Source organism: Streptomyces sp. NBC_00569, from assembly GCF_036345255.1.
GTDB lineage: Bacteria > Actinomycetota > Actinomycetes > Streptomycetales > Streptomycetaceae > Streptomyces.
Map to the genome: position 1 here is coordinate 7,165,935 of NZ_CP107783.1, position 24,695 is coordinate 7,190,629.

At 71.4% G+C, this 24,695-nt stretch carries 19 protein-coding genes; 9 read left to right on the plus strand and 10 right to left on the minus strand.

The features are described 5' to 3' along the window. Nucleotides 1-116: 116 nt before the first annotated feature. The 6 genes from trpC (at nt 117) to lgt (ending at nt 5,363) form a co-directional block, all read left to right on the plus strand. Nucleotides 117-926 (plus strand): indole-3-glycerol phosphate synthase TrpC, encoded by an 810-nt coding sequence (gene trpC, locus OHO83_RS32210; RefSeq protein ID WP_266669554.1) that lies wholly within the window; start codon nt 117-119, stop codon nt 924-926. A 7-nt stretch (nt 927-933) separates the two neighbouring features. Further along, on the plus strand, nt 934-1,119 hold the full coding sequence (gene trpM, locus OHO83_RS32215; protein WP_266669552.1) for a tryptophan biosynthesis modulator TrpM: 186 nt from the start codon (nt 934-936) through the stop codon (nt 1,117-1,119). A gap of 105 nt (nt 1,120-1,224) precedes the next feature. After that, complete coding sequence (gene trpB / locus OHO83_RS32220) at nt 1,225-2,511, plus strand: tryptophan synthase subunit beta (RefSeq protein ID WP_266669550.1); 1,287 nt, start codon at nt 1,225-1,227, stop codon at nt 2,509-2,511. Then, nucleotides 2,508-3,323, plus strand: coding sequence for a tryptophan synthase subunit alpha (gene trpA, locus OHO83_RS32225; RefSeq protein WP_330280097.1), 816 nt, complete (start codon nt 2,508-2,510; stop codon nt 3,321-3,323). The genes trpB and trpA overlap by 4 nt, the downstream gene beginning before the upstream one ends. A gap of 93 nt (nt 3,324-3,416) precedes the next feature. Beyond that, nucleotides 3,417-4,196: a DsbA family protein gene (locus OHO83_RS32230; RefSeq protein WP_266669546.1), complete on the plus strand. Its 780-nt coding sequence runs from the start codon at nt 3,417-3,419 to the stop codon at nt 4,194-4,196. 90 nt (nt 4,197-4,286) lie between these two features. Next, the gene (gene lgt, locus OHO83_RS32235) at nt 4,287-5,363 is read left to right on the plus strand and encodes a prolipoprotein diacylglyceryl transferase (protein ID WP_330280098.1); all 1,077 of its coding nucleotides are present in this window, start codon (nt 4,287-4,289) and stop codon (nt 5,361-5,363) included. Between the two features lie 74 nt (nt 5,364-5,437). Here the strand turns inward: lgt and OHO83_RS32240 are convergent, their stop codons facing one another. From OHO83_RS32240 to OHO83_RS32270, 7 genes are all read right to left on the minus strand, one after another. Continuing rightward, a complete protein-coding gene (locus OHO83_RS32240; RefSeq protein WP_266669541.1) occupies nt 5,438-6,274 on the minus strand; it encodes an HpcH/HpaI aldolase/citrate lyase family protein in 837 nt (278 codons plus the stop codon). Beyond that, a complete protein-coding gene (locus tag OHO83_RS32245) occupies nt 6,271-7,527 on the minus strand; it encodes a CaiB/BaiF CoA transferase family protein (protein ID WP_330280099.1) in 1,257 nt (418 codons plus the stop codon). Before OHO83_RS32245 ends, OHO83_RS32240 begins: the two co-directional genes overlap by 4 nt. Further along, nucleotides 7,524-9,044, minus strand: coding sequence for an ADP-ribosylglycohydrolase family protein (locus OHO83_RS32250; RefSeq protein ID WP_330280100.1), 1,521 nt, complete (start codon nt 9,042-9,044; stop codon nt 7,524-7,526). Before OHO83_RS32250 ends, OHO83_RS32245 begins: the two co-directional genes overlap by 4 nt. After that, nucleotides 9,044-10,261: an ADP-ribosylglycohydrolase family protein gene (locus tag OHO83_RS32255; protein ID WP_266669535.1), complete on the minus strand. Its 1,218-nt coding sequence runs from the start codon at nt 10,259-10,261 to the stop codon at nt 9,044-9,046. Before OHO83_RS32255 ends, OHO83_RS32250 begins: the two co-directional genes overlap by 1 nt. Next, complete coding sequence (locus OHO83_RS32260; RefSeq protein WP_330280101.1) at nt 10,261-11,460, minus strand: ADP-ribosylglycohydrolase family protein; 1,200 nt, start codon at nt 11,458-11,460, stop codon at nt 10,261-10,263. The genes OHO83_RS32255 and OHO83_RS32260 overlap by 1 nt, the downstream gene beginning before the upstream one ends. A gap of 385 nt (nt 11,461-11,845) precedes the next feature. Beyond that, nucleotides 11,846-12,955 carry an ADP-ribosylglycohydrolase family protein gene (locus tag OHO83_RS32265; RefSeq protein ID WP_266669531.1) on the minus strand — a complete coding sequence of 370 codons (1,110 nt, stop codon included), beginning with the start codon at nt 12,953-12,955 and terminating at the stop codon, nt 11,846-11,848. Nucleotides 12,956-12,989: 34 nt separating this feature from the next. Further along, nucleotides 12,990-14,030, minus strand: a complete 1,041-nt coding sequence (locus OHO83_RS32270) for a LacI family DNA-binding transcriptional regulator (RefSeq protein WP_330280102.1) — start codon at nt 14,028-14,030, stop codon at nt 12,990-12,992. Nucleotides 14,031-14,303: 273 nt separating this feature from the next. On the opposite strand from OHO83_RS32270, the gene OHO83_RS32275 reads away from it, so the two are divergent. The 3 genes from OHO83_RS32275 (at nt 14,304) to OHO83_RS32285 (ending at nt 21,433) form a co-directional block, all read left to right on the plus strand. Then, entirely contained in the window at nt 14,304-15,035 is a 732-nt protein-coding gene (locus OHO83_RS32275) for a VIT1/CCC1 transporter family protein (RefSeq protein WP_100592271.1), read from the plus strand. Between the two features lie 349 nt (nt 15,036-15,384). Further along, a complete protein-coding gene (gltB, locus tag OHO83_RS32280; RefSeq protein ID WP_330280103.1) occupies nt 15,385-19,980 on the plus strand; it encodes a glutamate synthase large subunit in 4,596 nt (1,531 codons plus the stop codon). Next, complete coding sequence (locus OHO83_RS32285) at nt 19,973-21,433, plus strand: glutamate synthase subunit beta (protein ID WP_266669524.1); 1,461 nt, start codon at nt 19,973-19,975, stop codon at nt 21,431-21,433. Before gltB ends, OHO83_RS32285 begins: the two co-directional genes overlap by 8 nt. A gap of 143 nt (nt 21,434-21,576) precedes the next feature. On the opposite strand, the gene OHO83_RS32290 is transcribed toward OHO83_RS32285, so the two are convergent. The 3 genes from OHO83_RS32290 to OHO83_RS32300 form a co-directional block, all read right to left on the minus strand. Beyond that, complete coding sequence (locus OHO83_RS32290) at nt 21,577-22,569, minus strand: hypothetical protein (protein WP_329435612.1); 993 nt, start codon at nt 22,567-22,569, stop codon at nt 21,577-21,579. A gap of 20 nt (nt 22,570-22,589) precedes the next feature. Then, nucleotides 22,590-23,495, minus strand: a complete 906-nt coding sequence (locus OHO83_RS32295; RefSeq protein WP_266669520.1) for a chitosanase — start codon at nt 23,493-23,495, stop codon at nt 22,590-22,592. Between the two features lie 244 nt (nt 23,496-23,739). Beyond that, nucleotides 23,740-24,654, minus strand: a complete 915-nt coding sequence (locus tag OHO83_RS32300) for a rhomboid family intramembrane serine protease (protein WP_266669518.1) — start codon at nt 24,652-24,654, stop codon at nt 23,740-23,742. Between the last annotated feature and the right edge of the window lie 41 nt (nt 24,655-24,695).

Genomic DNA, 24,695 nt, shown 5'->3' on the forward strand with positions numbered 1-24,695 from the left:
GCGTCAACCGGATGCGAACCCTTCGCCCTCCTCCGGATATCATCGCTGTGACCAGTGGATTGCTCTCCGGGGCAATCTGCTTCCACCGCTCCACCGTCAGGAAGGGGGCCGCTCGCGTGAGTGTGCTCGACGAGATCATCGACGGAGTCCGTGCCGACCTCGCGGAGCGGCAGGCGCACGTCAGCCTCGACGAGCTCAAGGAGCGCGCGGCCAAGGCACCCGCCGCCAAGGACGGAGTGGCCGCCCTGCGCGGCGACGGCGTCAAGGTGATCTGCGAGGTCAAGCGTTCCAGCCCGTCCAAGGGCGCGCTCGCCGCGATCGCCGACCCGGCCGGTCTCGCCGCTGACTACGAGGCGGGCGGCGCCGCCGTCATCTCCGTACTGACCGAACAGCGCCGTTTCGGCGGTTCGCTCGCCGACCTCGAAGCCGTGCGCGCCAAGGTCGACATCCCGATCCTGCGCAAGGACTTCATCGTCACCTCGTACCAGCTGTGGGAGGCCAGGGCGTACGGCGCCGACCTCGCGCTGCTGATCGTGGCCGCCCTGGAGCAGCCCGCCCTCGAGTCGCTCATCGAGCGCGCGGAGTCGATCGGGCTCACGCCGATCGTCGAGGTGCACGACGAGGACGAGGTGGAGCGCGCCGTGGACGCGGGCGCCCGCATCATCGGCGTGAACGCGCGCAACCTCAAGACGCTCAAGGTCGACCGCGACACGTTCCAGCAGGTCGCCCCGGAGATCCCCGACCACATCGTCAAGATCGCCGAGTCGGGCGTGCGAGGCCCGCACGACCTCATCGCGTACGCCAACGCGGGCGCCGACGCCGTCCTCGTGGGCGAGTCCCTGGTGACCGGCCGCGACCCGCGCACCGCGGTCTCCGACCTGGTCGCCGCGGGCGCCCACCCCGCCCTGCGCCACGGCAGGAGCTGACCTCCCGATGCCCATCTTCCCCAAGCTCTCGGCTTCGCTCGAGCAGGGGAGACCCCATTCCCGCCTCGCACCCGGCTGCCGCCCCCGCGGCTGCCGGGCGCCGGCGCGGCGTGTGCACGGGCGCCGGGTGCGTTACGTCATCGGCGACGAGCCGGGACAGGTCAACGGGATGCGATGGTGCTGCGCCCCATAAGGGGCGCGGGGAACGGCGCGGGCGGCCACATGCGGCCCGCTGCCCCCACACGACCCTGCCCCCATGGCGCGTAGTGTCCACACCGCTCACACGATGAGGTTTCGCATGCCCAGTAACTTCTTCATTCCCGATCCCGAGGGCCAAGTCCCCACCGGCGAGGGGTACTTCGGCGCGTTCGGCGGCAAGTTCATCCCGGAGGCGCTCGTCGCCGCCGTCGACGAGGTCGCCGTCGAGTACGACAAGGCCAAGAACGACCCGGCCTTCGCCGCCGAGCTCGACGACCTGCTCGTCAACTACACGGGACGGCCCAGCTCCCTCACCGAGGTGCCCCGGTTCGCCGAGCACGCCGGCGGCGTCCGGATGTTCCTCAAGCGCGAGGACCTCAACCACACCGGCTCGCACAAGATCAACAACGTGCTCGGCCAGGCGCTCCTCACCAAGCGCATGGGCAAGACCCGCGTCATCGCCGAGACCGGCGCCGGCCAGCACGGCGTGGCCACCGCCACCGCCTGCGCCCTCTTCGGCCTCGAGTGCACCATCTACATGGGCGAGATCGACACCGAGCGCCAGGCGCTCAACGTGGCGCGCATGCGGATGCTCGGCGCCGAGGTCGTCGCCGTGAAGTCCGGCAGCCGCACCCTCAAGGACGCCATCAACGAGGCGTTCCGCGACTGGGTCGCCAACGTCGACCGCACGCACTACCTCTTCGGGACCGTCGCGGGACCCCACCCCTTCCCGGCGATGGTCCGCGACTTCCACCGCGTCATCGGCGTCGAGGCCCGCCGCCAGATCCTGGAGCGCGCCGGACGCCTGCCCGACGCGGCCGTGGCCTGCGTCGGCGGCGGCTCGAACGCCATCGGCCTCTTCCACGCCTTCATCCCCGACGCCGACGTGCGCCTCATCGGCTGCGAGCCGGCCGGCCACGGCCTCGAGACCGGCGAGCATGCCGCGACGCTGACCGCGGGCGAGCCCGGCATCCTGCACGGTTCACGGTCGTACGTCCTCCAGGACGACGAGGGCCAGATCACCGAGCCGTACTCGATCTCGGCGGGCCTCGACTACCCGGGCATCGGCCCCGAGCACGCCTTCCTCAAGGACAGCGGCCGCGGCGAGTACCGCGCGGTCACCGACGACGCCGCCATGCAGGCCCTGCGCCTGCTGTCGCGCACCGAGGGCATCATCCCGGCCATCGAGAGCGCCCACGCGCTCGCCGGAGCCATCGAGGTCGGCAAGGAACTCGGCAAGGACGGGCTGGTCATCGTCAACCTGTCCGGGCGCGGCGACAAGGACATGGACACGGCCGCCCGCTACTTCGGCCTGTACGACACCGACGCCGCCGTCGCGGCGGACGCGGCCGGGACCGGCGCGGAGATCGAGGGAGACGCCAAGTGAGCGGCACCATCCAGCTGTTGAACGACACCCTCGCCGCCGCGCGCGCCGACGGGCGCGCCGCCCTCATCGCCTACCTCCCGGCCGGGTTCCCGACCGTGGACGGCGGCATCGAAGCGATCAAGGCCGTCTTCGACGGCGGCGCCGACGTCGTGGAGGTCGGGCTGCCGCACAGCGACCCCGTCCTCGACGGACCCGTCATCCAGACCGCCGACGACATCGCGCTGCGCGGCGGCGTCCGGATCGCCGACGTCATGCGCACGGTCCGCGAGGCCCACGCGGCGACCGGCAAGCCGGTCCTCGTCATGACGTACTGGAACCCCATCGACCGCTACGGCATCGAGCGGTTCACCGCCGAACTCGCCGAGGCGGGCGGCGCGGGCTGCATCCTGCCCGACCTGCCCGTCCAGGAGTCGGCGACCTGGAGGGAGCACGCGGACAAGCACGGCCTCGGGACCGTCTTCGTCGTCGCCCCCAGCAGCAAGGACGAGCGCCTCGCGACGATCACCGCCGCGGGCTCCGGCTTCGTGTACGCCGCCTCCCTGATGGGCGTCACCGGCACCCGCGAGTCCGTCGGCAACCAGGCCCAGGACCTCGTGCGCCGCACCAAGGCCACCACCGACCTGCCGGTCTGCGTCGGCCTCGGCGTCTCGAACGCGAAGCAGGCGGCCGAGGTCGCCGGGTTCGCCGACGGGGTCATCGTCGGCTCGGCGTTCGTGAAGCTGATGCTCGACGCGGACGACGAGGCCGCCGGGCTCGCCGCCGTGCGGGCTCTCGCGGCGGACCTCGCGGACGGGGTGCGCGTCAAGGCGTGACCCATGACGTCGTCACCCATTGCGGCGTAACCCGTATGGGTGGACCTGGGACCGGGGAGGCACGCTCGTGCCTCCCCGGTTCGTTTGGCGGGTGTGAGCGAGAAGAACCGTGAGGGAAAGCGCACCGCCCGTGACCGGCTGGCGGAGGAGCGCGAGAAGCAGAGAGCCAAGGACAGGCGCCGCAGGGGCTTGATCGTGGGGGGCGCCGTCGTGGGCGTCCTCGCGCTGGCCGCCGTGATCGGAGTGATCGCGGCGAATTCCGGTGACGACAAGACCGAGGCCTCGGGGACCGTCGTCGCCCCGCAGGGTGCGACCGGCAAGGACAGCCTCGCCATCCCGGTCGGCAAGGACAGCGCGAAGTCGACACTCACGGTGTGGGAGGACTTCCGCTGCCCCGCGTGCAAGGCCTTCGAGGACGCCTACCGCACGACGATCCACGAGCTGACCGACTCCGGACAGCTCAGGGTCGAGTACCACCTGGCCACGCTCATCGACAAGAACATGGGCGGCAGCGGCTCCCTGCGCGCGGCGAACGCGGCGGCGTGTGCCCAGGACGCCGGGAAGTTCACCCCGTTCCACGACGTCCTCTACGAGAACCAGCCCCCGGAGACCGACGACGCCTTCGCCGACAACGGCAAGCTGATCGACCTGGCCGGCAAGGTCGGCGGCCTCGTGACGCCGGACTTCAAGAAGTGTGTCGACGGCGGCAGCCACGACGCCTGGGTCGAGAAGTCGAACCAGGCGTTCCAGGACGGCGGCTTCCACGGGACCCCGACGGTGCTCCTGAACGGGAAGAACGTGTTCGGTGACCAGGCCAACCCGCTGACCCCCGCGAAGCTGAAGCAGATGGTGCAGGCGGCCGACAAGCCGTAGAGGCGGCCGCAGTCGCCAGGGTCTCGTTATGGACCCGTAGCCGGGCTGGTTGCCGCCGCCACGGCCCGGCACGGTAGCGTCGACATTGCCATGACTCTTGCCTTCATCCCCAGTCCGGCTCACGGAGTGGTCTATCTCGGACCCATTCCGCTGCGCGGCTACGCGTTCTGCATCATCATCGGCGTCTTCGTGGCCGTCTGGCTCGGCAACAAGCGCTGGATCGCCCGCGGCGGGCGGTCCGGCACCGTTGCCGACATCGCGGTCTGGGCCGTGCCGTTCGGTCTCGTCGGCGGCCGGCTCTACCACGTGATCACGGACTACGAGCTGTACTTCAGCGAGGGCCGTGACTGGGTGGACGCCTTCAAGATCTGGGAGGGCGGCCTCGGGATCTGGGGTGCCATCGCGCTCGGCGCGGTGGGCGCGTGGATCGGGTGCCGCAGGCGCGGTATCCCGCTCCCCGCCTACGCCGACGCCATCGCCCCCGGCATCGCCATCGCGCAGGCCATCGGCCGCTGGGGCAACTGGTTCAACCAGGAGCTGTACGGCAAGCCCACCGACCTGCCGTGGGCCCTGAAGATCACGTCGTCGGCGGACGGGCGCGTGCCGGGCACGTACCACCCGACCTTCCTGTACGAGTCCCTGTGGTGCATCGGTGTCGCGCTGCTGGTGATCTGGGCGGACCGCCGTTTCAAGCTCGGCCACGGGCGGGCCTTCGCGCTCTACGTCGCCGCGTACTGCGTGGGCCGCTTCTGGATCGAGTACATGCGCGTCGACGACGCCCACCACATCCTCGGTCTGCGGCTCAACGACTGGACCGCGATGGGTGTCTTCCTGCTCGCGGTGATCTACATCGTGATCTCGGCGAAGATCCGCCCCGGCCGCGAAGCGATCGTGGAGCCGGGCGCCGGTGACGACGACACGGCCAAGGCCAAGGGCGACGACGCCGATCCCCGGGACAAGGCCGAGGGCAAGGCGGAGGACAAGGCCGAGGTCGAGGCGGAGGACAAGGCCGAGGTCGAGGCGGAGGACAACGCCGAGGTCAAGGCTGAGGCGGAGGACAAGGCAGCGAGTGACGATGCCGAGTCCACCGAGGCGGCCGGGGACGAGGCCGCCGACAAGGACGAGGCCAACGGTGAGGCAGGGGCCACGAAGGCTGGGAAGAGCTAGCTGAGCCTCACCACCCGTACGTCGACGGGGGCGCCGGATCGAATCGATCCGGCGCCCCCGTCGCTCTGTCCCGGTCAGCCCCCGCGACGGTGTGACGCCAGCGCCAGGACCCGGCGCGCGTCCGACACGATCGCCGCGTCGACGAAGCGGCCGTCGGGCAGTGCCAGGGCCCCCGCCTCCGTGGCGGCGGCGCCGACGACCTCCGTCGCCGCGTCCACCTCCGCCGCCGTCGGCAGGAACGCCGCCTCGATGACGGGGAGCTGGCGGGGGTGGATCGCCATACGGCCGAAGAAGCCGAGCGCCCGGCCATGCGAACAGGAGCGGGCCAGGCCCACCGTGTCCCGGACATCCGGGTAGACGGACTGCGGCGGCGGGGGCAGCGCCGCGGCGCGCGCGGCGACGACCGCCCGCCCGCGTGGCCACGCCAGCCCCTCGCCGTTCGCCACGCCGAGCTCCGCCCTCAGATCAGCCTCGCCCAGCGCGATGCCCCGTACGCCGGGATGTCGCGCGATCTCGAATGCCTGCTCGACGCCGAGCGCCGACTCGAGGAGGGCGTACAGGGGCGGCACCTCGACCGACCAGTCCGAGACACGGTCCAGGTCGGCGGGGCCGTGGACCTTGGGGAGGCGCAGGGCACCGAGGCCCGGGAGCGGGGTGAGCCGTCTGACCTCGGACTCGGCGCGCGGCGAGTCCAGCGCGTTGACCCGCACATGCACCGGCACCGGGTGCTTCTCGGCGAGCAGCTCGGCCGTCGCGTCGAGGGCGTACGTCTTGCGGTCGGGGGCGACCGCGTCCTCCAGGTCGATCAGGACCACGTCGGCGCCCGAGTCGAGGGCCTTCGCCACCACCTCCGGGCGGTCGCCCGGGGCGTAGAGCCAGGTCAGGAACGTCTCGTAGGACTGGGCGGTCACAGCGTGCCCGACTCGCGGAGGGTGGTGATCTCCGAGGGGGAAAGGCCGAGGCCCGTAAGGATCTCGTCCGTGTCGGCGCCGTGGGGGCGGCCGGCCCACTTGATCGCGCCGGGGGTCTCGGAGAGGCGGAACAGCACGTTCTGCATCCTGACCGTGCCCAGCTCGGGGTCGGGCACCTCGGTGATCGAGCCGAGCGCCTGGTACTGCTCGTTCTCCATCACGTCGCGGATGTCGAAGACGGGGGCGATGGCGGCCTCCGCCTTCTCGAAGGCCGCGAGGACGTCGTCCCGCGAGTGCCGGGCGATCCAGGAGCCGACCGCCGCGTCGAGTTCGTCGGCGTGGCCCGCGCGGCCCGACCCCGTCTCGAACCACGGCTCGTCGATCAGCTCGGGGCGGCCGACCAGGCGCATCACCCGCTCGGCGATCGACTGGGCGGACGTGGAGACCGCCACCCATTTGTTGTCGCTCGTGCGGTAGGTGTTGCGCGGCGCGTTGTTCGTGGACCGGTTCCCGGTGCGCGGCTGTACGTAGCCGAGCTGGTCGTACCAGATGGGCTGCGGGCCGAGGACCGTCAGCATCGGCTCGATGATCGCCATGTCGACGACCTGGCCCCGCCCCGTCCGCTCGCGGCCCTGGAGCGCGGCCATCACCGCGTACGACGTGGAGAGGGCGGCGATCGAGTCCGCGAGGCCGAACGGCGGGAGTGTCGGAGGGCCGTCGGGCTCGCCCGTGAGCGCCGCGAAGCCGCTCATCGCCTCGGCGAGCGTGCCGAATCCGGGGCGCGGCGAGTACGGTCCGAACTGGCCGAAGGCGGTGACGCGGGTGAGCACCAGGCGCGGGTTGGCGGCGTTCAGCTCCTCCCAGCCGAGGTTCCACTTCTCCAGGGTGCCGGGACGGAAGTTCTCGATCAGTACGTCCGCGTCCGCGACCAGCTTGAGGAGGATCTCGCGCCCGCCGGGTGTGGAGAGATCGAGCGTGATGTTCCGCTTGTTGCGGCCGAGGAGCTTCCACCACAGGCCGACGCCGTCCTTCGACGGGCCGTGGCCTCGGGACGGGTCGGGTTTACGGGGATGCTCGACCTTGATCACGTCGGCGCCGAAGTCGCCCAGCATGGTCGCGGCGAGCGGGCCGGCGAAGAGGGTGGCCAGGTCGATGACGCGCAGGCCCTGCAACGGGGCGGGGTTTTGGGGGGCGTTGGGTGTGGGTGTGCCGGGCGTGCGGGTGGCGGTGTGCTGGTCGTGATCGGAGTTCATGTGCGGGCCTCCTGAGTGAGCCTGGCCAGTTCGTCGAAGCCGATCCCGTCGAAGTCGGCGACCGAGGTCGCCAGACGGTTCTTGAGCGGGGTGGTCCAGCGGTCGTCGATCGCGTCGGGGGAGCCGGCGAGAAGGCCGGTGATCGAACCGGCCGTCGCGCCGTTCGAGTCGGTGTCCCAGCCACCCGACACCGCACGGCAGATGGACCCCGTGAAGTCGCCGTCGGCGTGGGTGAGCGCGGCGGCGAGGAGCGCCGCGTTGGGCAGGACGTGCACCCAGTGGTGGTCGTGGGCATAGCGGGCGTGGAGTGTGTCGACCACGGATGCGAAGCCGGCCGGGGTGCCGGTGGGTTCGGCGCGCGCCGTCTCGATGCCGAAGCGGATTGCCTGGGCGTAGCGCGAGCCGGGTGGGATCACGGAGAGGCCGGCGTTGAGGGCGGTGTGGATGGTGGGGGCGGTGGGGATGGCGTCGATGGTGGGGGTGGGGTGGATGGTGGGGGTCGTGCGGGGTGGTGTCGCGGTGTGAGGCGTGGTGGCGGTGGGTACTGCCGTGCCGGTTGTCGTGGCGGTGGGTGCTGCCGCGTGGGCGATGGCTGCCGCTACGAACATCGCGCCGTACACGCCGTTCGCCGTGTGCGTCAACGTCGCGTCCGCGTGGGCCAGTTCGGCCGCCCGGGCGGGGTCGCCGGGGTTCGTCCAGCCGAAGACGTCCGCGCGGATCTGGGCGCCGACCCACTCCCGGAACGGGTTGCGGTGCACGGCCGTGTCCGGGGGCTCGATGCCCTCCAGGAGATTGCGGTACGCGATGCGCTCCGCGGTGAACGTGCGGCCCGCCGGCAACTCGTCGAGCCACAGCCGCGCCACGTCCTCCGTGGTGAAGCCGGTGCCGTGGCGCCGGAGCAGGAGCAGGCCGAGGAGCGGGTAGTTGAGGTCGTCGTCCTCCGGCATCCCGTCGATGTTCTCGGCGAGGGAGGTGGGGCGGGATCGGCGGTTCCAGGGGTGGCGCTCCGCCACGTCCCGCGGGAGGCCCCGGTGCGTGAACCATGTGTTCAGGGGCCAGTTGGACGTGGACCTCGCGATGGCCCGGATGCCGTGAAGGGGAAGTTTCTCCACGGGTTTGCCCAGGAGGCAGCCGACCGCTCTGCCCAGCCAGGACGCGTGCAGGCTCTGCGTCCCGGGGGCTTCTGTGGGCGCCGCCCCGAAGCCTTCGCGTTCCCTGTCCTCGAGCGACGGACGGACCGGTCGAGAGGTGAGCTGCTTGATCTCCGGCAAAGAGGTCGGTTCAAGTGCCCTCAGGGGGCTCTGTGTTGACGCCAGTTCGTCCAGGAGCGTGTTCGCCAGTGCGCGCAGCCTCGGGTCCTGGGCCGGCGGTGACGCTCCCGCGCGATCGGGGGGCGGGAGGCCGCCCGCCTCGTGCCAGCGGCGCTCCACGCCGCTCGCGTCCCGGCCGTCCTGTGCCGCCTGGCGCAGCTCGTGGCCGAGCAGGTCCTCGGGCTGGACCCAGGTGAGGCGCAGCATCACGACCCCGCGGTCGCGGTGAGTTCGGCGAACGCCGCCTCGTGGGAGCGGCGGCGGGTCATGTCCTTGGCGAAGACCTCGCGCGTGACCCGGGCCAGTGAGGCCGCCGGTGTGTGCAGGTCGAGTCTGCTCGCGCGGGCCACCTCCCCGCTCCACTCCCGCGGCACCGCCGACTCCCCGTACAGCGCACCCACGATCGCACCGCTCATCGTCGCGATCGAGTCGCAGTCACGGCCGTAGTTGACCGAGCCGAGGACCGTCTGCCGGAAGTCGCCTCGGCCGACCAGGAGCATCCCGAGCGCGATCGGCAGCTCCTCGATCGCGTGCAGCCGGGACGGGCGGCGGGCCCCGAGTGAGGGCTTGCGGTACTCGGGGCCGACCGTGTCGAACGGCGCCACCGCCTCCCGCAGCGGTCCCAGCGCGTCCTCGAAGTCCGTGTGGTCACGCGCCACTTCGCACACCGCTTCGATCGCCGACCTCGTGCCGTCCTTCGCGAGAGCCAGCGCCTCCTCGACCACCGACTCCGGCGTCGCGTCCGGCCCGAACGCCGCGGCGACGGCGGCCGCGAAGACGCCCGCCGCCTCCCTGCCGTACGACGACTGGTGCGCGCCCGCGACGTCCAGCGCCTCCTCGTACGCCCTGCCGGGGTTGCCCGCGTTCACCGCTCCGACCGGAGCCATGTACATCGCCGCGCCGCAGTTGACGATGTTGCCCACGCCCGCCTCGCGCGGGTCCACATGGCCGTAGTGAATGCGCGCCACGATCCACTTCTCGGCCAGGAAGATCCGCTGGAGGGGGAGCGCCTCCGCCTCCAGCTCCGGGATCCAGCGGGTGTTGGTGATCAGGTCGGGGACGAGGTGGTCCGCGACCGCGTACGCGTCCAGGTGGTCCCGTACGTTCTCGTAGACCCTGATCAGCGCGTGCGTCATCAAGGTGTCGTCGGTGACGTGACCGTCGCCCTTGTGGTACGGGGCGATCGGGCGGGCCGTACGCCAGGCGTCCTTGTGGAACGGCTCCACGATGCCGCGGACCCGGCCGCCGTGGCGCTCCGCGATCGCCTCCGGCGTCCAGCCCTCCACCGGGCCGCCGAGCGCGTCGCCCACCGCGGCGCCGAGCAGCGCTCCGGTGGTGCGGTCCTCCAGGGAACGGGGGGTGAAGGGCGGAGTCGGGGTTCGCTTCGGGGTGGGTGCGGGTGTGGCCGTTGTGGGGGTGGTCATCAGAGGCCTTTCGGTGTGGTTGCTGCCCTGGTCAGGTTTGCCGCGACGGCCACGAGGTCCGTTCCCGCCAGGCGTGGCAGTGCGCAGCCCGCGAGCCTGCGGCAGGCGTCCCGCCAGCTCGCCGGGAGCGTGTCGGCCCCGCCGATCGCTCCGGTCAGCGCGCCCGCCAGCGCCGGGGCCGAGTCCGCCACCCGCGAGAGGCACGCCGCCGTGGGCAGCGCCTCCGTCACGTCGCCGCCGGCCGCGGTCGCCACGGCCAGGGCCACCGGGACCGTTTCCGCCGCCGCGATGCCGTAGCTGTAGACGTGGTCGACGATCTCGTGCTCCAGAACCGGGACCAGTGCGAACGCGTTTCCCGGCAGGCCGGGGCGGGCCGCGGTCGCCCTTCGCGCCAGGTCCACCGCGTGCAGTGCGTTGCGGCGGATCTCGGTTCCCTCGGGGAGCTGGGCCAGCGCGGCGTCCACGCAGGCATCCACCGGTGCGCCGCCCAGCGCTGTCGCCACGGCCGCCGCCATGGCTCTGGCGCCGTGCACACCGTCGCCGTCCTGGGTGTACCGGGCGTCGAACTCCGCGAGTTCCGCGGCGAGTTCGGGGGCACCGGGGTGGACCACGGCCAGTACGGCCGCGCGTACGCAGGCCGCGTCGTCGAAGTAGTGCGGGTTGTCGTGTCCCGTGGCCGGAGGGCTCAGGCCCGCCGCCAGGTTGCCCAGGCCCGCTCTTACGGAGATGCGGGCCCGCATCGGCATGCGCGCCGACTCGATCTCGTCCGCACGGGCCGTTGCCTCGGCCACCTCGGCGGCGAGGGTGTTCCAGGCGAGCGCGAGTGCCTTGCGTACCTGGTCGTCCGGGGGGAGGTTCGTGCTCTGGGCTCTCGCGCCGGTGGCGTTCAGGATCGAGGCCGCCGTGAACGCCGCCCATTCCGCGTCGTCCGACGGGCCCAGGCGGAGGGGTTCCGGGGGCTGGTTGAGCGCGATCGGTACGGGGAGCGTCGTCGTCGCGTTCTGCTCCGCGAACGTGTCCAGTTCTCGGGTCAGGCGGCGGGTCCAGTCGGGGAGGCGGGCTGCGCGGTGTCGGCCTGAGGGCCAGCCTGCGGCGTCGCCTGCGGCGATGCCGAGCAGCAGGCCCTCGATTCGGCGGGGGGTGGTGGGGGTTGCCGTGGCGCGGGGTTTCGTTTCGGGTGTGACCGTGGGGGGCGTCATGGGGTGCGGGCCTCTCCGGTGCGGGTGCTCCTTGGCGGGTGTGGGTGCGGGTGCGGGTGCGGGGGCCGGGCGGTCCTTGGTGGGTGTGGGCTTGTGCTCGGCTTGTGGCTCGCGTTTGTTGTGGGTGCGGGGCCGGTCCGGTATGTCCGTCCTCGCTTGGATGGTTCGGCGTTGGATTTCGTGGGCGTCAGTTGTGTGTGCCGGCTCCGGGCGGACATACCGGCCCGGCCCCTTCTGTTCGGTCGCGGGTGCGGCAGGGGTGGTTGCTGGTGTGCTGGGTGTGTCGGCTTCGGGTGGGGATCGGTTTGGCTCTTTCTGTTCGGTCGCGGGTGCGGCTGGATTGGGGGTGGGGGCCTCAGCCTGTGTACGTGGGTGGGTGCGGGAGTCACGGTGTGGTCCCCGCCGGGGGGTCGGGGTGTAGCGGAGGTTTGGGGGTCAAGGTGTTGGCGATGTCCAGGATGTGACGGCCTGTCATTGACGGGAGGCAGTTGCCTCGGACCGGGCCGATCGTCGTCGCCCAGTCGGCGGGGATCGCGCGTTCGCCGCGTAGCGCGCCGGCCAGGGCACCGGCCACCGCGGCCGTCGTGTCCGCGTCGCGGCCCATGTTCACCGCCATCAGGACCGACTCCCTGAACTCGCCCCGGGCCGCGGCGAACGCGCCGAACGCCAGGCCCACCGCCTCGGGGGCCAGGTCCGGCCAGGGGTAGCCGCCGATCACCACGGCCCGGCGTACCTCTCGTTCCATGGAGAGCTGGGTGCCGTCGGGGTCGCGGCGGGCGCTGCGGGCCGCCGCCACCGCGCGGTGCAGCGAGCGTGCTGTCCAGGAGTCCTCGGGGATCGCGGACAGGGCTGCCTGGACCACCGTGTCCGGGTTGTGGCTCACCATCGCCGCCGCGACCCCGGCCGCCACCGCCCGGCCTCCGAGGATGCCCTCCCCGTCGTGCGACACCGAGCCGTCCACCGTGACGAGGCGTGCCGCCTCCGCCGGACGGCCCGCCGCGTACACCCCGAACGGCGCCGCCCGCATGGCGAGTCCGTCGCTCCACGCATGGCGGTGCTGCGCCGAGATGGGTGCCGCAAGTCCCCGGCGCAGGTTCTCCAGGGTTCCTCTCTCGCTGAAGCCCGCGCCCCGGAACGGGCCCTCGTCGAGGTCGGCGATCCAGGTGTGCCAGGCCGCCTCGACATGCCCCACGGTGAGCGCCGAACCGTGGTCCGCGAGCAGCAGGCCCGAGAAGATCGCGTACTCGGTGTCGTCCGTGCCCGCCGGGTCCGGCGAGACGAACCCCTCGATACGGCCCCATCGTTCGCGGATCTGCGACGGCTTCATGTTCTCGGCGGGCGCGCCGAGTGCGTCGCCCACCGCGAGGCCGAGCAGGGCTCCCCGGGCACGGTCCCGCAGGGAGATCGCGGCCGGCGGCCGGCGGTGCGGGACCGTGCCGAGCCTTCGGGGACCTTCCGCGCCCGGCGACGGGTCGGGGTCGAGGCCGACGCTCATGGCGTGTTCGGGCTCTGCGAGGTGCGGTGGGCACTCATGTGGACCTCGTGTTCTCGGTCGGCGGTGCTGTGGATGCGCGGACCACCAGGCGCGGTGGGGCCGTGGCCGTGGTGCCGCGGGGGACCGGGGCCGTGCCGTCCAGGCGTTCCAGCAGGAGTTCGGCCGCGCGCCGCCCGCGTTCTGCCGAGCCCAGGTCGACGCTGGTCAGCGGGGGCCACACGGAGCGGGCGAGCACGCTGTCGTCCATCCCCGCGACCGCGACGTCCTGCGGTATGCGCAGGCCTCGCGCGTGCAGTGCGCGGGCCGTGCCCAGCGCCAGCCGGTCGTTGGCGCAGAACACGGCGTCGGGCCGCCGGCCGAGCAGTTCTGCGGCGGCCCGGGCGCCCGCCTCGATGCCGAAGCCGGTCTCGGCGACCAGCGCGTCGTCGTACACGAGTCCGCACTCGGCGAGAGCCGCGCGGTAGCCCTCCTCGCGGTTGCGGCCGGGGACTGTGTCGGAGGGACCGTTGATGAACGCGATGCGGCGGCAGCCGGTGTCGTGCAGATGGCGTACGGCGAGGGCCGCGCCCGTCACCGAGTCGGCGCGGACACTGTCCACGGGCACCCCGGACGGCAGGGAGCCCATGACCACGACGGGGCCCGCCGCGCAGGTCAGCGCCTCGATGTGGTCGTCGGTGATGCGGATGGGGCAGATGATCAGGCCGTCGCTGGTGCGGTCGCCGAGGCTGCGCAGGACGGCGAGTTCGTCGTCGACGGCCGCGTCCGTGGAGTGCAGGAGCAGGCGGTAGCCCGCTGTTTTGGTGACGCTCTGGACGGCGCGGACCATCGCCACGTAGGCGGGGTTGCCGATGTCGGGCAGCGCGAAGGTGAGCTGCCGGGTCCTGCCGTCCTTGAGCGAGCGGGCCACGGCGTTGGGTACGTAGCCGAGGTCCGACGCGGCACGCTCCACCCGCTCGACGGTCTCCCGCCGTGCGCCCAGGCCGTTGAGGACACGGGAGACCGAGGCGATGGAGACCCCGGCCTGCCGCGCGATCGACACGATCGTCGGCTGGCCGCCGCCCGGCACCGGAGACATGGGGTCGCTCCTCACCGCAGTTGGAAACGTTTACAGGTGTTGCGGCGATGTTTCCCCCGTCCGTCAACGCTCAGATCATGTGATCCATCTCTCGGGTGACGGTGAGGGCCGTTCGAGCGAGTGGGCAAAGCGGTCGAAAGCGCTGGTAAGTACGGCCTTCCTTGCTGGCGGGGGCCCGAATCCGTGCGTACTTTCGATGCTGTTGAGGGGGGAGTCCGGGCCCGTGGGAACGCTGCGTGGCATGGGCTCCGTACGAGAGGAGCACTGGGCGGAATGGCCATCATCGAGACCGAAGCGACGCTGCACGACGCGCACCGTGACAACCACACGCACCGCGACGTCAACGGTGGCTGGCTGCGCCCCGCGGTGTTCGGCGCGATGGACGGACTCGTCTCGAACCTGGCCCTGATGACCGGTGTCGCGGGCGGCGCCGTGTCGCAGCAGACGATCATCATCACCGGGCTCTCCGGCCTCGCCGCCGGCGCCTTCTCGATGGCCGCCGGCGAGTACACCTCCGTCGCCTCCCAGCGTGAGCTGGTCGAGGCCGAACTCGACGTCGAGCGGCGGGAGTTGAGGAAGCATCCGGCGGACGAGGAGCGGGAGCTCGCCGACCTCTACATGTCGCGTGGCGTGGAGCCCGACCTCGCCCGGGAAGTCGCGCGCCAGCTGTCGAAGGACCCCGAGCAGGCCCTCGAGATCCACGCGCGCGAGGAGCTGGGCATCGACCCGGGCGACCTGCCGTCGCCGACCGTCGCCGCCGTCTCCTCCTTCGGGTCCTTCGCGCTCGGCGCCCTGCTTCCGCTGCTGCCCTATCTGCTCGGTGCGAGCGCCCTGTGGCCCGCGGTCCTGCTCGCGCTCGTCGGGCTCTTCGCCTGCGGGGCCATCGTGGCCAAGGTGACGGCGCGGTCCTGGTGGTTCAGCGGGGTACGCCAGCTGGCTCTCGGTGGTGCCGCGGCGGGTGTGACGTATCTCCTGGGCAGCCTGTTCGGTACGGCCGTAGGATGACGCCCCGGTGATGGCTATACGGGTCTCCGTATAAGTAGCCGTTACTTGGCGGTTTCGATTGCTTAACGGCGGGGCATGAGCCGTAAGCGCTGCGGGCAACGACGCTCGCCTCGCTCATGGACCCGCGGGCATCGATCTGGCCGTGCAGGTCCCTCGCGTCGCCGCCACCGTTCCGTCACCGGGAGCGGTACCGTCACCGCGACCGCGGTGTCCGCATGTTGGAACGCAGTATCCGGTTCCCGAGATCTGCTCCACCATGTAATCTGCACGAAATTTGCACCCCAGCAGAGGGCCAACGTCGTCCCTCGGCAGATGTCATATGCCACGAAAAACGACGACGGGAGAGCCGATGCGCACGCCGCGCCAGCCGTCCCAGCACTCCATGAACCAGCCGTACATGGATGCTCGCCCTGCTGCTCAGGGCATGTACGACCCCCGCAACGAGCACGACGCCTGCGGCGTCGGCTTCGTGGCCACCCTCACCGGCGAGGCGAGCCACGCGCTGGTCGAACAGGCGCTCACGGTTCTGCGCAACCTGGAGCACCGAGGTGCCACCGGTTCCGAGCCCGACTCGGGTGACGGAGCGGGCATCCTGTCCCAGGTCCCGGACGCCTTCCTGCGTGCAGCGGTCTCCTTCGACCTGCCCGACGCCGGCGCGTACGCGGTCGGCATCGGCTTCCTGCCCGTCGACGAGGCCGACAACGCCGCCGCCGTCTCGCAGATCGAGACGATCGCCGCCGCGGAGGGCCTCACCGTCCTCGGCTGGCGCGAGGTGCCGGTCGCCCCGCAGCTGCTCGGCGCCACCGCCCGCTCGACGATGCCGGCCTTCCGCCAGATCTTCGTCTCGGACGCCGACGGCACCGCGAAGGACATCGCGCTCGACCGCAAGGCCTTCGTCCTGCGCAAGCGCGCCGAGCGCGAGGCCGGCGTGTACTTCCCGTCGCTCTCCGCACGCACCATCGTCTACAAGGGCATGCTGACCACCGGCCAGCTCGAGCCCTTCTTCCCCGACCTGTCGGACCGCCGATTCGCATCCGCGATCGCGCTCGTCCACTCGCGGTTCTCCACGAACACGTTCCCGAGCTGGCCGCTCGCGCACCCGTACCGCTTCGTCGCGCACAACGGTGAGATCAACACGGTCAAGGGCAACCGGAACTGGATGAAGGCGCGCGAGTCGCAGCTCGCCTCCGACCTGTTCGGCGCCGAGGACCTGTCGCGGATCTTCCCCGTCTGTACGCCCGACGCCTCGGACTCGGCGTCCTTCGACGAGGTGCTCGAGCTGCTGCACCTCGGCGGCCGCTCCCTGCCGCACAGCGTCCTGATGATGATCCCGGAGGCCTGGGAGAACCACGCCTCCATGGCGGCCGACCGCCGCGCCTTCTACCAGTTCCACTCCGCGATGATGGAGCCCTGGGACGGCCCGGCGTGCGTGACCTTCACCGACGGCACGCAGGTGGGTGCCGTTCTCGACCGCAACGGTCTGCGCCCCGGCCGTTACTGGGTGACCGACGAGGGCCTCGTCGTCCTCGGCTCCGAGGTCGGTGTCCTCGACATCGACCCCGCGAAGGTGGTCCGCAAGGGCCGCCTCCAGCCCGGCAAGATGTTCCTCGTCGACACCGCCGAGCACCGCATCATCGAGGACGACGAGATCAAGGCCGGTCTGGCCGCCGACAAGCCGTACGCCGAGTGGCTCGAGGCCGGTGAGATCGAGCTCGAGGACCTGCCCGAGCGCGAGCACATCGTCCACACCCACGCCTCGGTCACCCGCCGCCAGCAGACCTTCGGCTACACCGAGGAAGAGCTGCGCGTCATCCTCACGCCGATGGCCAAGACCGGCGGCGAGCCGCTCGGCTCCATGGGTACGGACTCGCCGATCGCGGCGCTCTCCGCCCGCCCGCGGCTGATCTTCGATTACTTCACCCAGCTGTTCGCGCAGGTCACGAACCCGCCGCTGGACGCCATCCGCGAGGAGCTCGTCACCTCGCTGCGCTCCACCCTCGGCCCGCAGGGCAACCTGCTCGAGCCGAGCGCGGCCTCCTGCCGTTCGGTCACCCTGCCCTTCCCGGTGATCGACAACGACGAGCTGGCCAAGCTCATCCACATCAACGCCGACGGCGACATGCCCGGCATGAAGGCCGCGACCCTGTCCGGCCTGTACCGGGTCTCCGGCGGCGGCGACGCGCTCGCCGCCCGCATCGAGGAGATCTGCGCCGAGGCCGACGCCGCCATAGAGGCCGGCGCCCGCCTGATCGTGCTCTCCGACCGGCACTCCGACGCCGAGCACGCGCCGATCCCGTCGCTGCTGCTCACCGCGGCCGTCCACCACCACCTCATCCGTACGAAGCAGCGCACCGAGGTGGGCCTGCTCGTCGAGGCGGGCGATGTGCGCGAGGTCCACCACGTGGCCCTCCTCATCGGCTTCGGCGCCGCGGCCGTCAACCCGTACCTGGCGATGGAGTCCGTCGAGGACCTGGTCCGCGCCGGCACGTTCCTGCCCGGCGTCGAGGCCGAGCAGGCCATCCGCAACCTGATCTACGCGCTCGGCAAGGGCGTCCTCAAGGTCATGTCCAAGATGGGCATCTCGACCGTCGCCTCCTACCGCGGCGCCCAGGTCTTCGAGGCCGTCGGCCTCGACGAGGCCTTCGTCGAGAAGTACTTCAACGGCACGGCGACGAAGATCGGCGGCGCCGGTCTCGACGTCATCGCCCAGGAGGTCGCCGCCCGCCACGCGAAGGCGTACCCGGCGAGCGGCATCGCGCCCGCGCACCGCGCCCTCGACATCGGTGGCGAGTACCAGTGGCGCCGCGAGGGCGAGCCGCACCTGTTCGACCCGGAGACGGTCTTCCGCCTCCAGCACGCCACGCGCAACCGCCGCTACGACATCTTCAAGAAGTACACGGGCCGCGTGAACGAGCAGTCGGAGCGTCTGATGACGCTGCGCGGCCTCTTCGGCTTCAAGAGCGGCCGCGAGGCGATCTCCGTCGACGAGGTCGAGCCGGTCAGCGAGATCGTCAAGCGGTTCTCCACGGGCGCCATGTCGTACGGCTCCATCTCCAAGGAGGCGCACGAGACCCTCGCCATCGCCATGAACCAGCTGGGCGCCAAGTCCAACACCGGTGAGGGCGGCGAGGACGCGGACCGCCTGTACGACCCGGCGCGCCGCTCCAGCATCAAGCAGGTCGCCTCCGGCCGCTTCGGTGTCACGAGCGAGTACCTGGTCAACGCGGACGACATCCAGATCAAGATGGCGCAGGGCGCCAAGCCCGGCGAGGGCGGCCAGCTGCCCGGCCACAAGGTCTACCCGTGGGTCGCCAAGACGCGTCACTCGACGCCGGGCGTCGGGCTCATCTCGCCGCCGCCGCACCACGACATCTACTCCATCGAGGACCTGGCCCAGCTGATCCACGACCTGAAGAACGCGAACCCGCAGGCGCGGATTCACGTGAAGCTGGTCTCCGAGGTCGGCGTCGGCACGGTCGCCGCGGGTGTCTCCAAGGCGCACGCCGACGTGGTGCTCATCTCCGGCCACGACGGCGGTACGGGCGCCTCGCCGCTCACCTCCCTCAAGCACGCCGGCGGCCCCTGGGAGCTCGGTCTCGCCGAGACCCAGCAGACCCTGCTGCTCAACGGCCTGCGCGACCGCATCGTCGTCCAGACCGACGGCCAGCTCAAGACCGGCCGCGACGTCGTCATCGCCGCGCTGCTCGGCGCCGAGGAGTTCGGTTTCGCGACCGCGCCGCTCGTCGTCTCCGGCTGCGTCATGATGCGCGTCTGCCACCTGGACACCTGCCCGGTCGGCATCGCCACGCAGAACCCCGTCCTGCGCGAGCGGTTCTCCGGCAAGGCCGAATTCGTCGTGAACTTCTTCGAGTTCATCGCCGAAGAGGTCCGCGAGATCCTCGCCGAGCTCGGCTTCCGCACCATCGAGGAGGCCGTCGGCCACGCCGAACTCCTCGACACCGAGCGGGCCGTGGACCACTGGAAGGCCCAGGGTCTCGACCTCGAGCCCCTCTTCTACGTCCCCGAGCTGCCCGAGGGCGCCGTGCGCCACCAGGTGATCACTCAGGACCACGGCCTGGAGAAGGCCCTGGACAACGAGCTGATCAAGCTGGCCGCCGACGCGCTCGCCGCGAACGCGCAGGCCGACGCCCAGCCGGTCCGCGCCCAGGTCGCGATCCGCAACATCAACCGCACGGTCGGCACCATGCTCGGCCACGAGGTGACGAAGAAGTTCGGTGGTGCGGGCCTGCCCGACGACACCATCGACATCACCTTCACCGGCTCCGCGGGCCAGTCGTTCGGCGCGTTCGTGCCGCGCGGTGTCACCCTGCGCCTGGAGGGCGACGCCAACGACTACGTCGGCAAGGGCCTGTCCGGCGGCCGCATCGTGGTCCGTCCGGACCGCGGCGCCGACCACCTCGCCGAGTATTCGACGATCGCGGGCAACACGATCGCGTACGGCGCCACGGGCGGCGAGCTGTTCCTGCGCGGCCGCACCGGCGAGCGCTTCTGCGTCCGCAACTCGGGCGCGACGGTCGTCTCGGAAGGCGTGGGCGACCACGGCTGCGAGTACATGACCGGTGGCCGCGCGGTCGTCCTCGGCGAGACCGGACGCAACTTCGCGGCCGGCATGTCCGGCGGCATCGCGTACGTCGTCGACCTGGACCTCGACAACGTGAATGCCTCGTCCCAGACGGCGGTCGAGGCCCTGGACGACACCGACAGGCAGTGGCTGTACGACGTCGTGCGCCGCCACGCCGAGGAGACCGGCTCGACGGTCGCCGAGAAGCTCCTCGCGGAGTGGACGGTGGCGGTGGACCGCTTCAGCAAGATCATCCCCAGCACGTACAAGGCAGTGCTCGCCGCCAAGGACGCCGCCGAGCGAGCCGGACTCTCCGAGTCCGAGACCACCGAGAAGATGATGGAGGCGGCGACCAATGGCTGATCCCAAGGGCTTTCTCAACCATGGCCGCGAGGTCGCCAAGACCCGTCCGGTCGGCGAGCGCGTGCGGGACTGGAACGAGGTCTACGTTCCCGGCTCCCTGCTCCCCATCATCAGCAAGCAGGCCGGCCGCTGCATGGACTGCGGCATCCCGTTCTGCCACAACGGCTGCCCCCTCGGGAACCTGATCCCCGAGTGGAACGACTACGCGTACCGCGAGGACTGGTCGGCGGCGCAGGAGCGGCTGCACGCCACCAACAACTTCCCGGAGTTCACCGGCCGCCTCTGCCCGGCGCCCTGTGAGTCGGCGTGCGTGCTCGGCATCAACCAGCCGGCCGTCACCATCAAGAACGTCGAGGTCTCGATCATCGACCAGGCGTGGGACCGCGGCGACGTCGCGCCCCAGGCCCCGGAGCGCCTCTCCGGCAAGACCGTCGCCGTCATCGGCTCGGGCCCGGCGGGCCTCGCCGCCGCCCAGCAGCTGACGCGGGCCGGCCACACGGTCGCCGTCTACGAGCGCGCCGACCGCATCGGCGGCCTGCTCCGCTACGGCATCCCCGAGTTCAAGATGGAGAAGCGCCACATCAACCGCCGCATCGAGCAGATGCGCGCGGAGGGCACCAAGTTCCGTACGGGCGTGGAGATCGGCCGCGACATAGACGCCGCGAAGCTGCGCAAGCGCTACGACGCCGTGGTCATCGCCGCCGGTGCCACGACCGCCCGTGACCTGCCGGTCCCGGGGCGTGAACTCAAGGGTGTCTACCAGGCGATGGAGTACCTGCCCCTGGCCAACAAGGTCCAGGAGGGCGACTACGTCACCACGCCCGTCTCCGCCGAGGGCAAGCACGTCGTCGTCATCGGCGGCGGCGACACCGGCGCGGACTGCGTGGGCACCGCCCACCGCCAGGGCGCGGCCTCGGTCACGCAGCTGGAGATCATGCCGCGTCCGGGCGAGGACCGGAACGCGGGCCAGCCCTGGCCGACGTTCCCCATGCTCTACAAGGTGACGTCCGCGCACGAGGAGGGCGGCGAGCGGGTCTACTCCGTCTCGACCACCCACTTCGAGGGCGACGAGGACGGCAACGTCCAGTACCTGCACCTCGCCGAGGTGGAGTTCATCGACGGCAAGCTGACGCAGAAGCCGGGCACGGAGCGCAAGATCCCCGCCCAGCTGGTCACGCTCGCGATGGGCTTCACGGGCACGGACCAGGACAACGGCCTCGTCTCCCAGTTCGCCCTGGACCTCGACGCGCGTGGCAACGTGGCGCGTGACGACGAGTTCCAGACCAACGTCCCCGGCGTCTTCGTCGCCGGTGACGCGGGCCGCGGTCAGTCGCTCATCGTGTGGGCCATCGCGGAGGGCCGCTCGGCCGCCCGCGGGGTCGACCGCTTCCTCACAGGGGCCAGCGAACTGCCGGCCCCGATCCGCCCGACGGACCGCTCCCTGACCGTCTGACCGACGCGACGGCGGCCTGAGGGCCCCTCAAAAGACGTCCCGTACAACGGCGTACGGAACTGAGCGCGACGCTCGCCCGAACTGTCCCCGACCGGACGCCTGGGCGGGCGTCGCGGTGCGTCGGCCCCAGCCGGGCCGGTCACTCACTGAGTGACGAGCCGGAGCGGATGGTGCGGGTCGCGGGGGCACACGGCGATGGTCAGGCGGCCGCGGCCGGGGGAGACCTGGGTGGGCGCGTTGGCCCGCATCGTGTCCGGGTCCGGGCGGTCCTCGACGGGAATCCAGCTGGTCGTACTGGGGTCCCATTCCCTTTCGTCCGCTGTGAGGAGCGGACGGAGTTCGGTTCCGCAGGCGGAGCAGTTCAGGGGCGCCGGGGCGGTGAGGTTCCAGGCGATGTAGCCGCCGACCTTCCACCCCGGAGCCGTGGACAGATCCGAGACGTACCGGTCGCCCGCATCCTCCGGTCCTTCCCAGGCGGCGATGCGTTCCTGCAGGGCAGGGTCGAGGGACATGAAGTACGGATGCTCGATGACCTCTTCGGGGAACAGGACACAGGCCGAGGGCACGAGTTCCTCACGGCCTACGACACCGGGTGCCGGTCGCTGATCCAGCATCTCGGTCACGTCCCGGGACCGCCGCCGTCGCAGTTGCACATGGGGTTCGTGACGGCTCTCGCCGTGCCTCTCGAAACCGCACCAGAAGACCTGGAGCAGGTCCCCTCCATCCGTGTGGGGCAGGCCGGGAACGTCGTGGTGGTACAGCTGTGCCACCGCGATCATCGGGATGGGGTCCGTGTCGGCAAGCTGCGGGGCGTGCCGGCCTCGTTCGAAACCGGCCAGCACCTCGCGCTCCTCACTGTTCGGCCCGTTCCGTGGATCGCGCCGCCACGCCCGCTCAAGGATCTCGCGTTCGCGCAGCACATCGGAGTAGCGGTAGCCGCTGCCGCGCTTGTGCGGGATCGTGCAGACCGGCCAGGGCTCGTCGCGCGGCCACAGCATCGGACCGCCGACGGAACTCTCGTGCACCGTGGGGGTGCCGGGGCGAGGATGGAGCCGGGTTGTGGCACGACGCATCGTGGCCAGCTCGGGGAAGGCCGCTTCGACGTCGACCGGACGGGGCGGGGTGGTGCGCGGCATGAGCCAGGACTCCTGGGCGGTTACGGCACTCGGTACGTCTCCCCGTACACCTTCCACACCAGGGGTGTCTTGAGGGTCAGGTTGCCGTCGTAGAGGAACTGGCGCTGGGCCGTGTCGATACGGGTGGTGTCGCGGTCCGGCTTCTTCGCCTTCATCGCCGTGCGGCGCACGTCGAGGAAGATGTCGAGGTACGCCTTCTCCTTGCCGCCCTGCGCCGGGGTGTCCGCCTCCCGCATGGCCTTCTCGCGCAGGCCGTAGAAGCCGCTCGGGCCCGTGCCGGGGCCGTGCAGGACCATCGCGTCGTAGTAGATGAACTGGCCGAGCGTGCCCAGGCCGTCGAGCTTGGCGAGGCGGACGGCCGGGTCGAAGTACACGCGGTCGCGCTCGGAGTTCTCTGCGGCGCGGAAGGCCGGGTCGGACGCCTCCTTCTTCCACGCGGCGGTGAAGCCGGGGTCGAGGCCCTCGTGGGAGTCCGTGCCGTCGACCTTGCGCAGGGCGGGCAGATAGCGGGCGAGGCCGTTGTCCGGGTGGGCCTTCGTGTACCGCTCGACGAGGGTGAGCAGGTCGTGCGTGCCGGTGCAGAAGCCGATGATCCCGGCCGTGTAGCCCTGGCCGTCCTTGATGTCCTCGATGTAGCCGTACTGACCGCGCCAGTCGAGCGTCGAGTTCTCCGCGCTGGCCACGATCTGCTGGGCGAGGTCCTTCTTCGCGGGCGCGGCGAGGCCGGGCGGCAGGTCGGCGATGGCGTCGTCGTCGGCCTTCTTCTCCGCGGCGGCCTTGGCAGCCTCGGCGTCCCCGTCGGAGTGCTGCGACGAGGACGTGCCGTGCGAGCCGCTCTTGCCGTCGTCGTGGCTGGGCGTGAAGAGGAACACCGCGACCGTGGCGACCGGAGCCACGGCCAGGAGTATGCAGCCTGCGCGTTTCATGCGGCTCAGATTACGTGGCGGACGCACCGGCTCCGATCTCCGCCGCTATGGACCGAAGATCGACCCGGCGCCGGTCTCGGCCGGGGGGAGCCGACAGCGAGTCGATCGCGAAGCGAGTGCGAGTCGGCGGCCGGCCGATCCAACGCGAGCCGAGCGCGAGCCACTCCCAGGCCGCGCGCCGACCGGGTGCGTCGCGCCGCCGGACGCGCAGGCGCAGGAGCGGGCGAAGTGGCGGCCCGTCGCACTACGGCTGCTTGAGGAACGTCAGCGCCATGAGGAGTACGAACAGCCCCGCGCACGCCGAGCCCTGCACCAGGGTGCGGCGGGCGCGGGGTGCGTACGCGAGGGCGAGGGTCGCCGCGCCGCCCGTGAGCAGGCCGCCCAAGTGGCCCTGCCAGGAGGCGAATCCGGCCGAGATCAGCATCCACAGCAGGAAGTACGCCATGAACCGGTTGACGCCGCTCATGTCCGCGCCCAGGCGCCGTGCCATCACGTAGTACGCGGCGCCGAGCCCGAAGATCGCGCCCGACGCGCCGACCGTGAGGGTGCCCGGGGCGATCAGGTAGACGAGCACGGAGCTGCCGAACGCGGACAGGAGATAGACGGCGAGGTAGCGGACGCGGCCCAGCTGTGTCTCGACGACGCGGCCGAGGTTCCACAGCGAGTACATGTTGAACAGGATGTGCAGGATTCCGAAGACGCCCTCGGTGGCCGGCATGTGGAGGAACGCGCCGGTGATCATCCGGTACCACTCGCCCGCCACCACCCCCTCCGCGTGGAAGGCTGCCGGGAACCCGTCCTGGTACACGTAGTGCCCGCCGTCGGGGCCGACGAGCCCCGCGCCCAGCATCCCGAACCGGTCCACGACGGCCGGGCGCACCAGCTCGGCGAGGTAGGCCACGATGTTCAGGCCCATCAGGACGTACGTGACGAGCGGCACGGCCGACACCCGTCCGCCGAAGACCGTGCGGGCCTGGCGGACCGAGCGGACGCCCTCCTTCACGCAGTCGGGGCAGTGGTGGCCGACGGCCGCCGAGCGCATGCAGTCGGGGCAGATGGGCCGCTCACAGCGGGTGCAGCCGACGTAGGTCTCCACCTTGGGATGGCGGTAGCAGGTGGTGGCCGCGGGGGTCGTGGCGGGTTGGGACTCGGCTTCCACGGCCGGCTCCTCTGAGGTTCGGGGAGGGGGACAGAGCCGGT

Bases quoted from the DNA above. Each gene is read 5' to 3' on its own strand.
- OHO83_RS32245 (WP_330280099.1), bottom strand. From the start codon at position 7,527: ATGAACTCCGATCACGACCAGCACACCGCCACCCGCACGCCCGGCACA.
- OHO83_RS32265 (WP_266669531.1), bottom strand. From the start codon at position 12,955: ATGAGCGTCGGCCTCGACCCCGACCCGTCGCCGGGCGCGGAAGGTCCC.
- lgt (WP_330280098.1), top strand. From the start codon at position 4,287: ATGACTCTTGCCTTCATCCCCAGTCCGGCTCACGGAGTGGTCTATCTC.
- trpM (WP_266669552.1), top strand. From the start codon at position 934: ATGCCCATCTTCCCCAAGCTCTCGGCTTCGCTCGAGCAGGGGAGACCC.
- OHO83_RS32290 (WP_329435612.1), bottom strand. From the start codon at position 22,569: ATGCCGCGCACCACCCCGCCCCGTCCGGTCGACGTCGAAGCGGCCTTC.
- OHO83_RS32275 (WP_100592271.1), top strand. From the start codon at position 14,304: ATGGCCATCATCGAGACCGAAGCGACGCTGCACGACGCGCACCGTGAC.
- trpB (WP_266669550.1), top strand. From the start codon at position 1,225: ATGCCCAGTAACTTCTTCATTCCCGATCCCGAGGGCCAAGTCCCCACC.
- OHO83_RS32270 (WP_330280102.1), bottom strand. From the start codon at position 14,030: ATGTCTCCGGTGCCGGGCGGCGGCCAGCCGACGATCGTGTCGATCGCG.
- gltB (WP_330280103.1), top strand. From the start codon at position 15,385: ATGCGCACGCCGCGCCAGCCGTCCCAGCACTCCATGAACCAGCCGTAC.
- OHO83_RS32295 (WP_266669520.1), bottom strand. From the start codon at position 23,495: ATGAAACGCGCAGGCTGCATACTCCTGGCCGTGGCTCCGGTCGCCACG.
- OHO83_RS32285 (WP_266669524.1), top strand. From the start codon at position 19,973: ATGGCTGATCCCAAGGGCTTTCTCAACCATGGCCGCGAGGTCGCCAAG.
- OHO83_RS32250 (WP_330280100.1), bottom strand. From the start codon at position 9,044: ATGCTGCGCCTCACCTGGGTCCAGCCCGAGGACCTGCTCGGCCACGAG.
- OHO83_RS32260 (WP_330280101.1), bottom strand. From the start codon at position 11,460: ATGACGCCCCCCACGGTCACACCCGAAACGAAACCCCGCGCCACGGCA.
- OHO83_RS32255 (WP_266669535.1), bottom strand. From the start codon at position 10,261: ATGACCACCCCCACAACGGCCACACCCGCACCCACCCCGAAGCGAACC.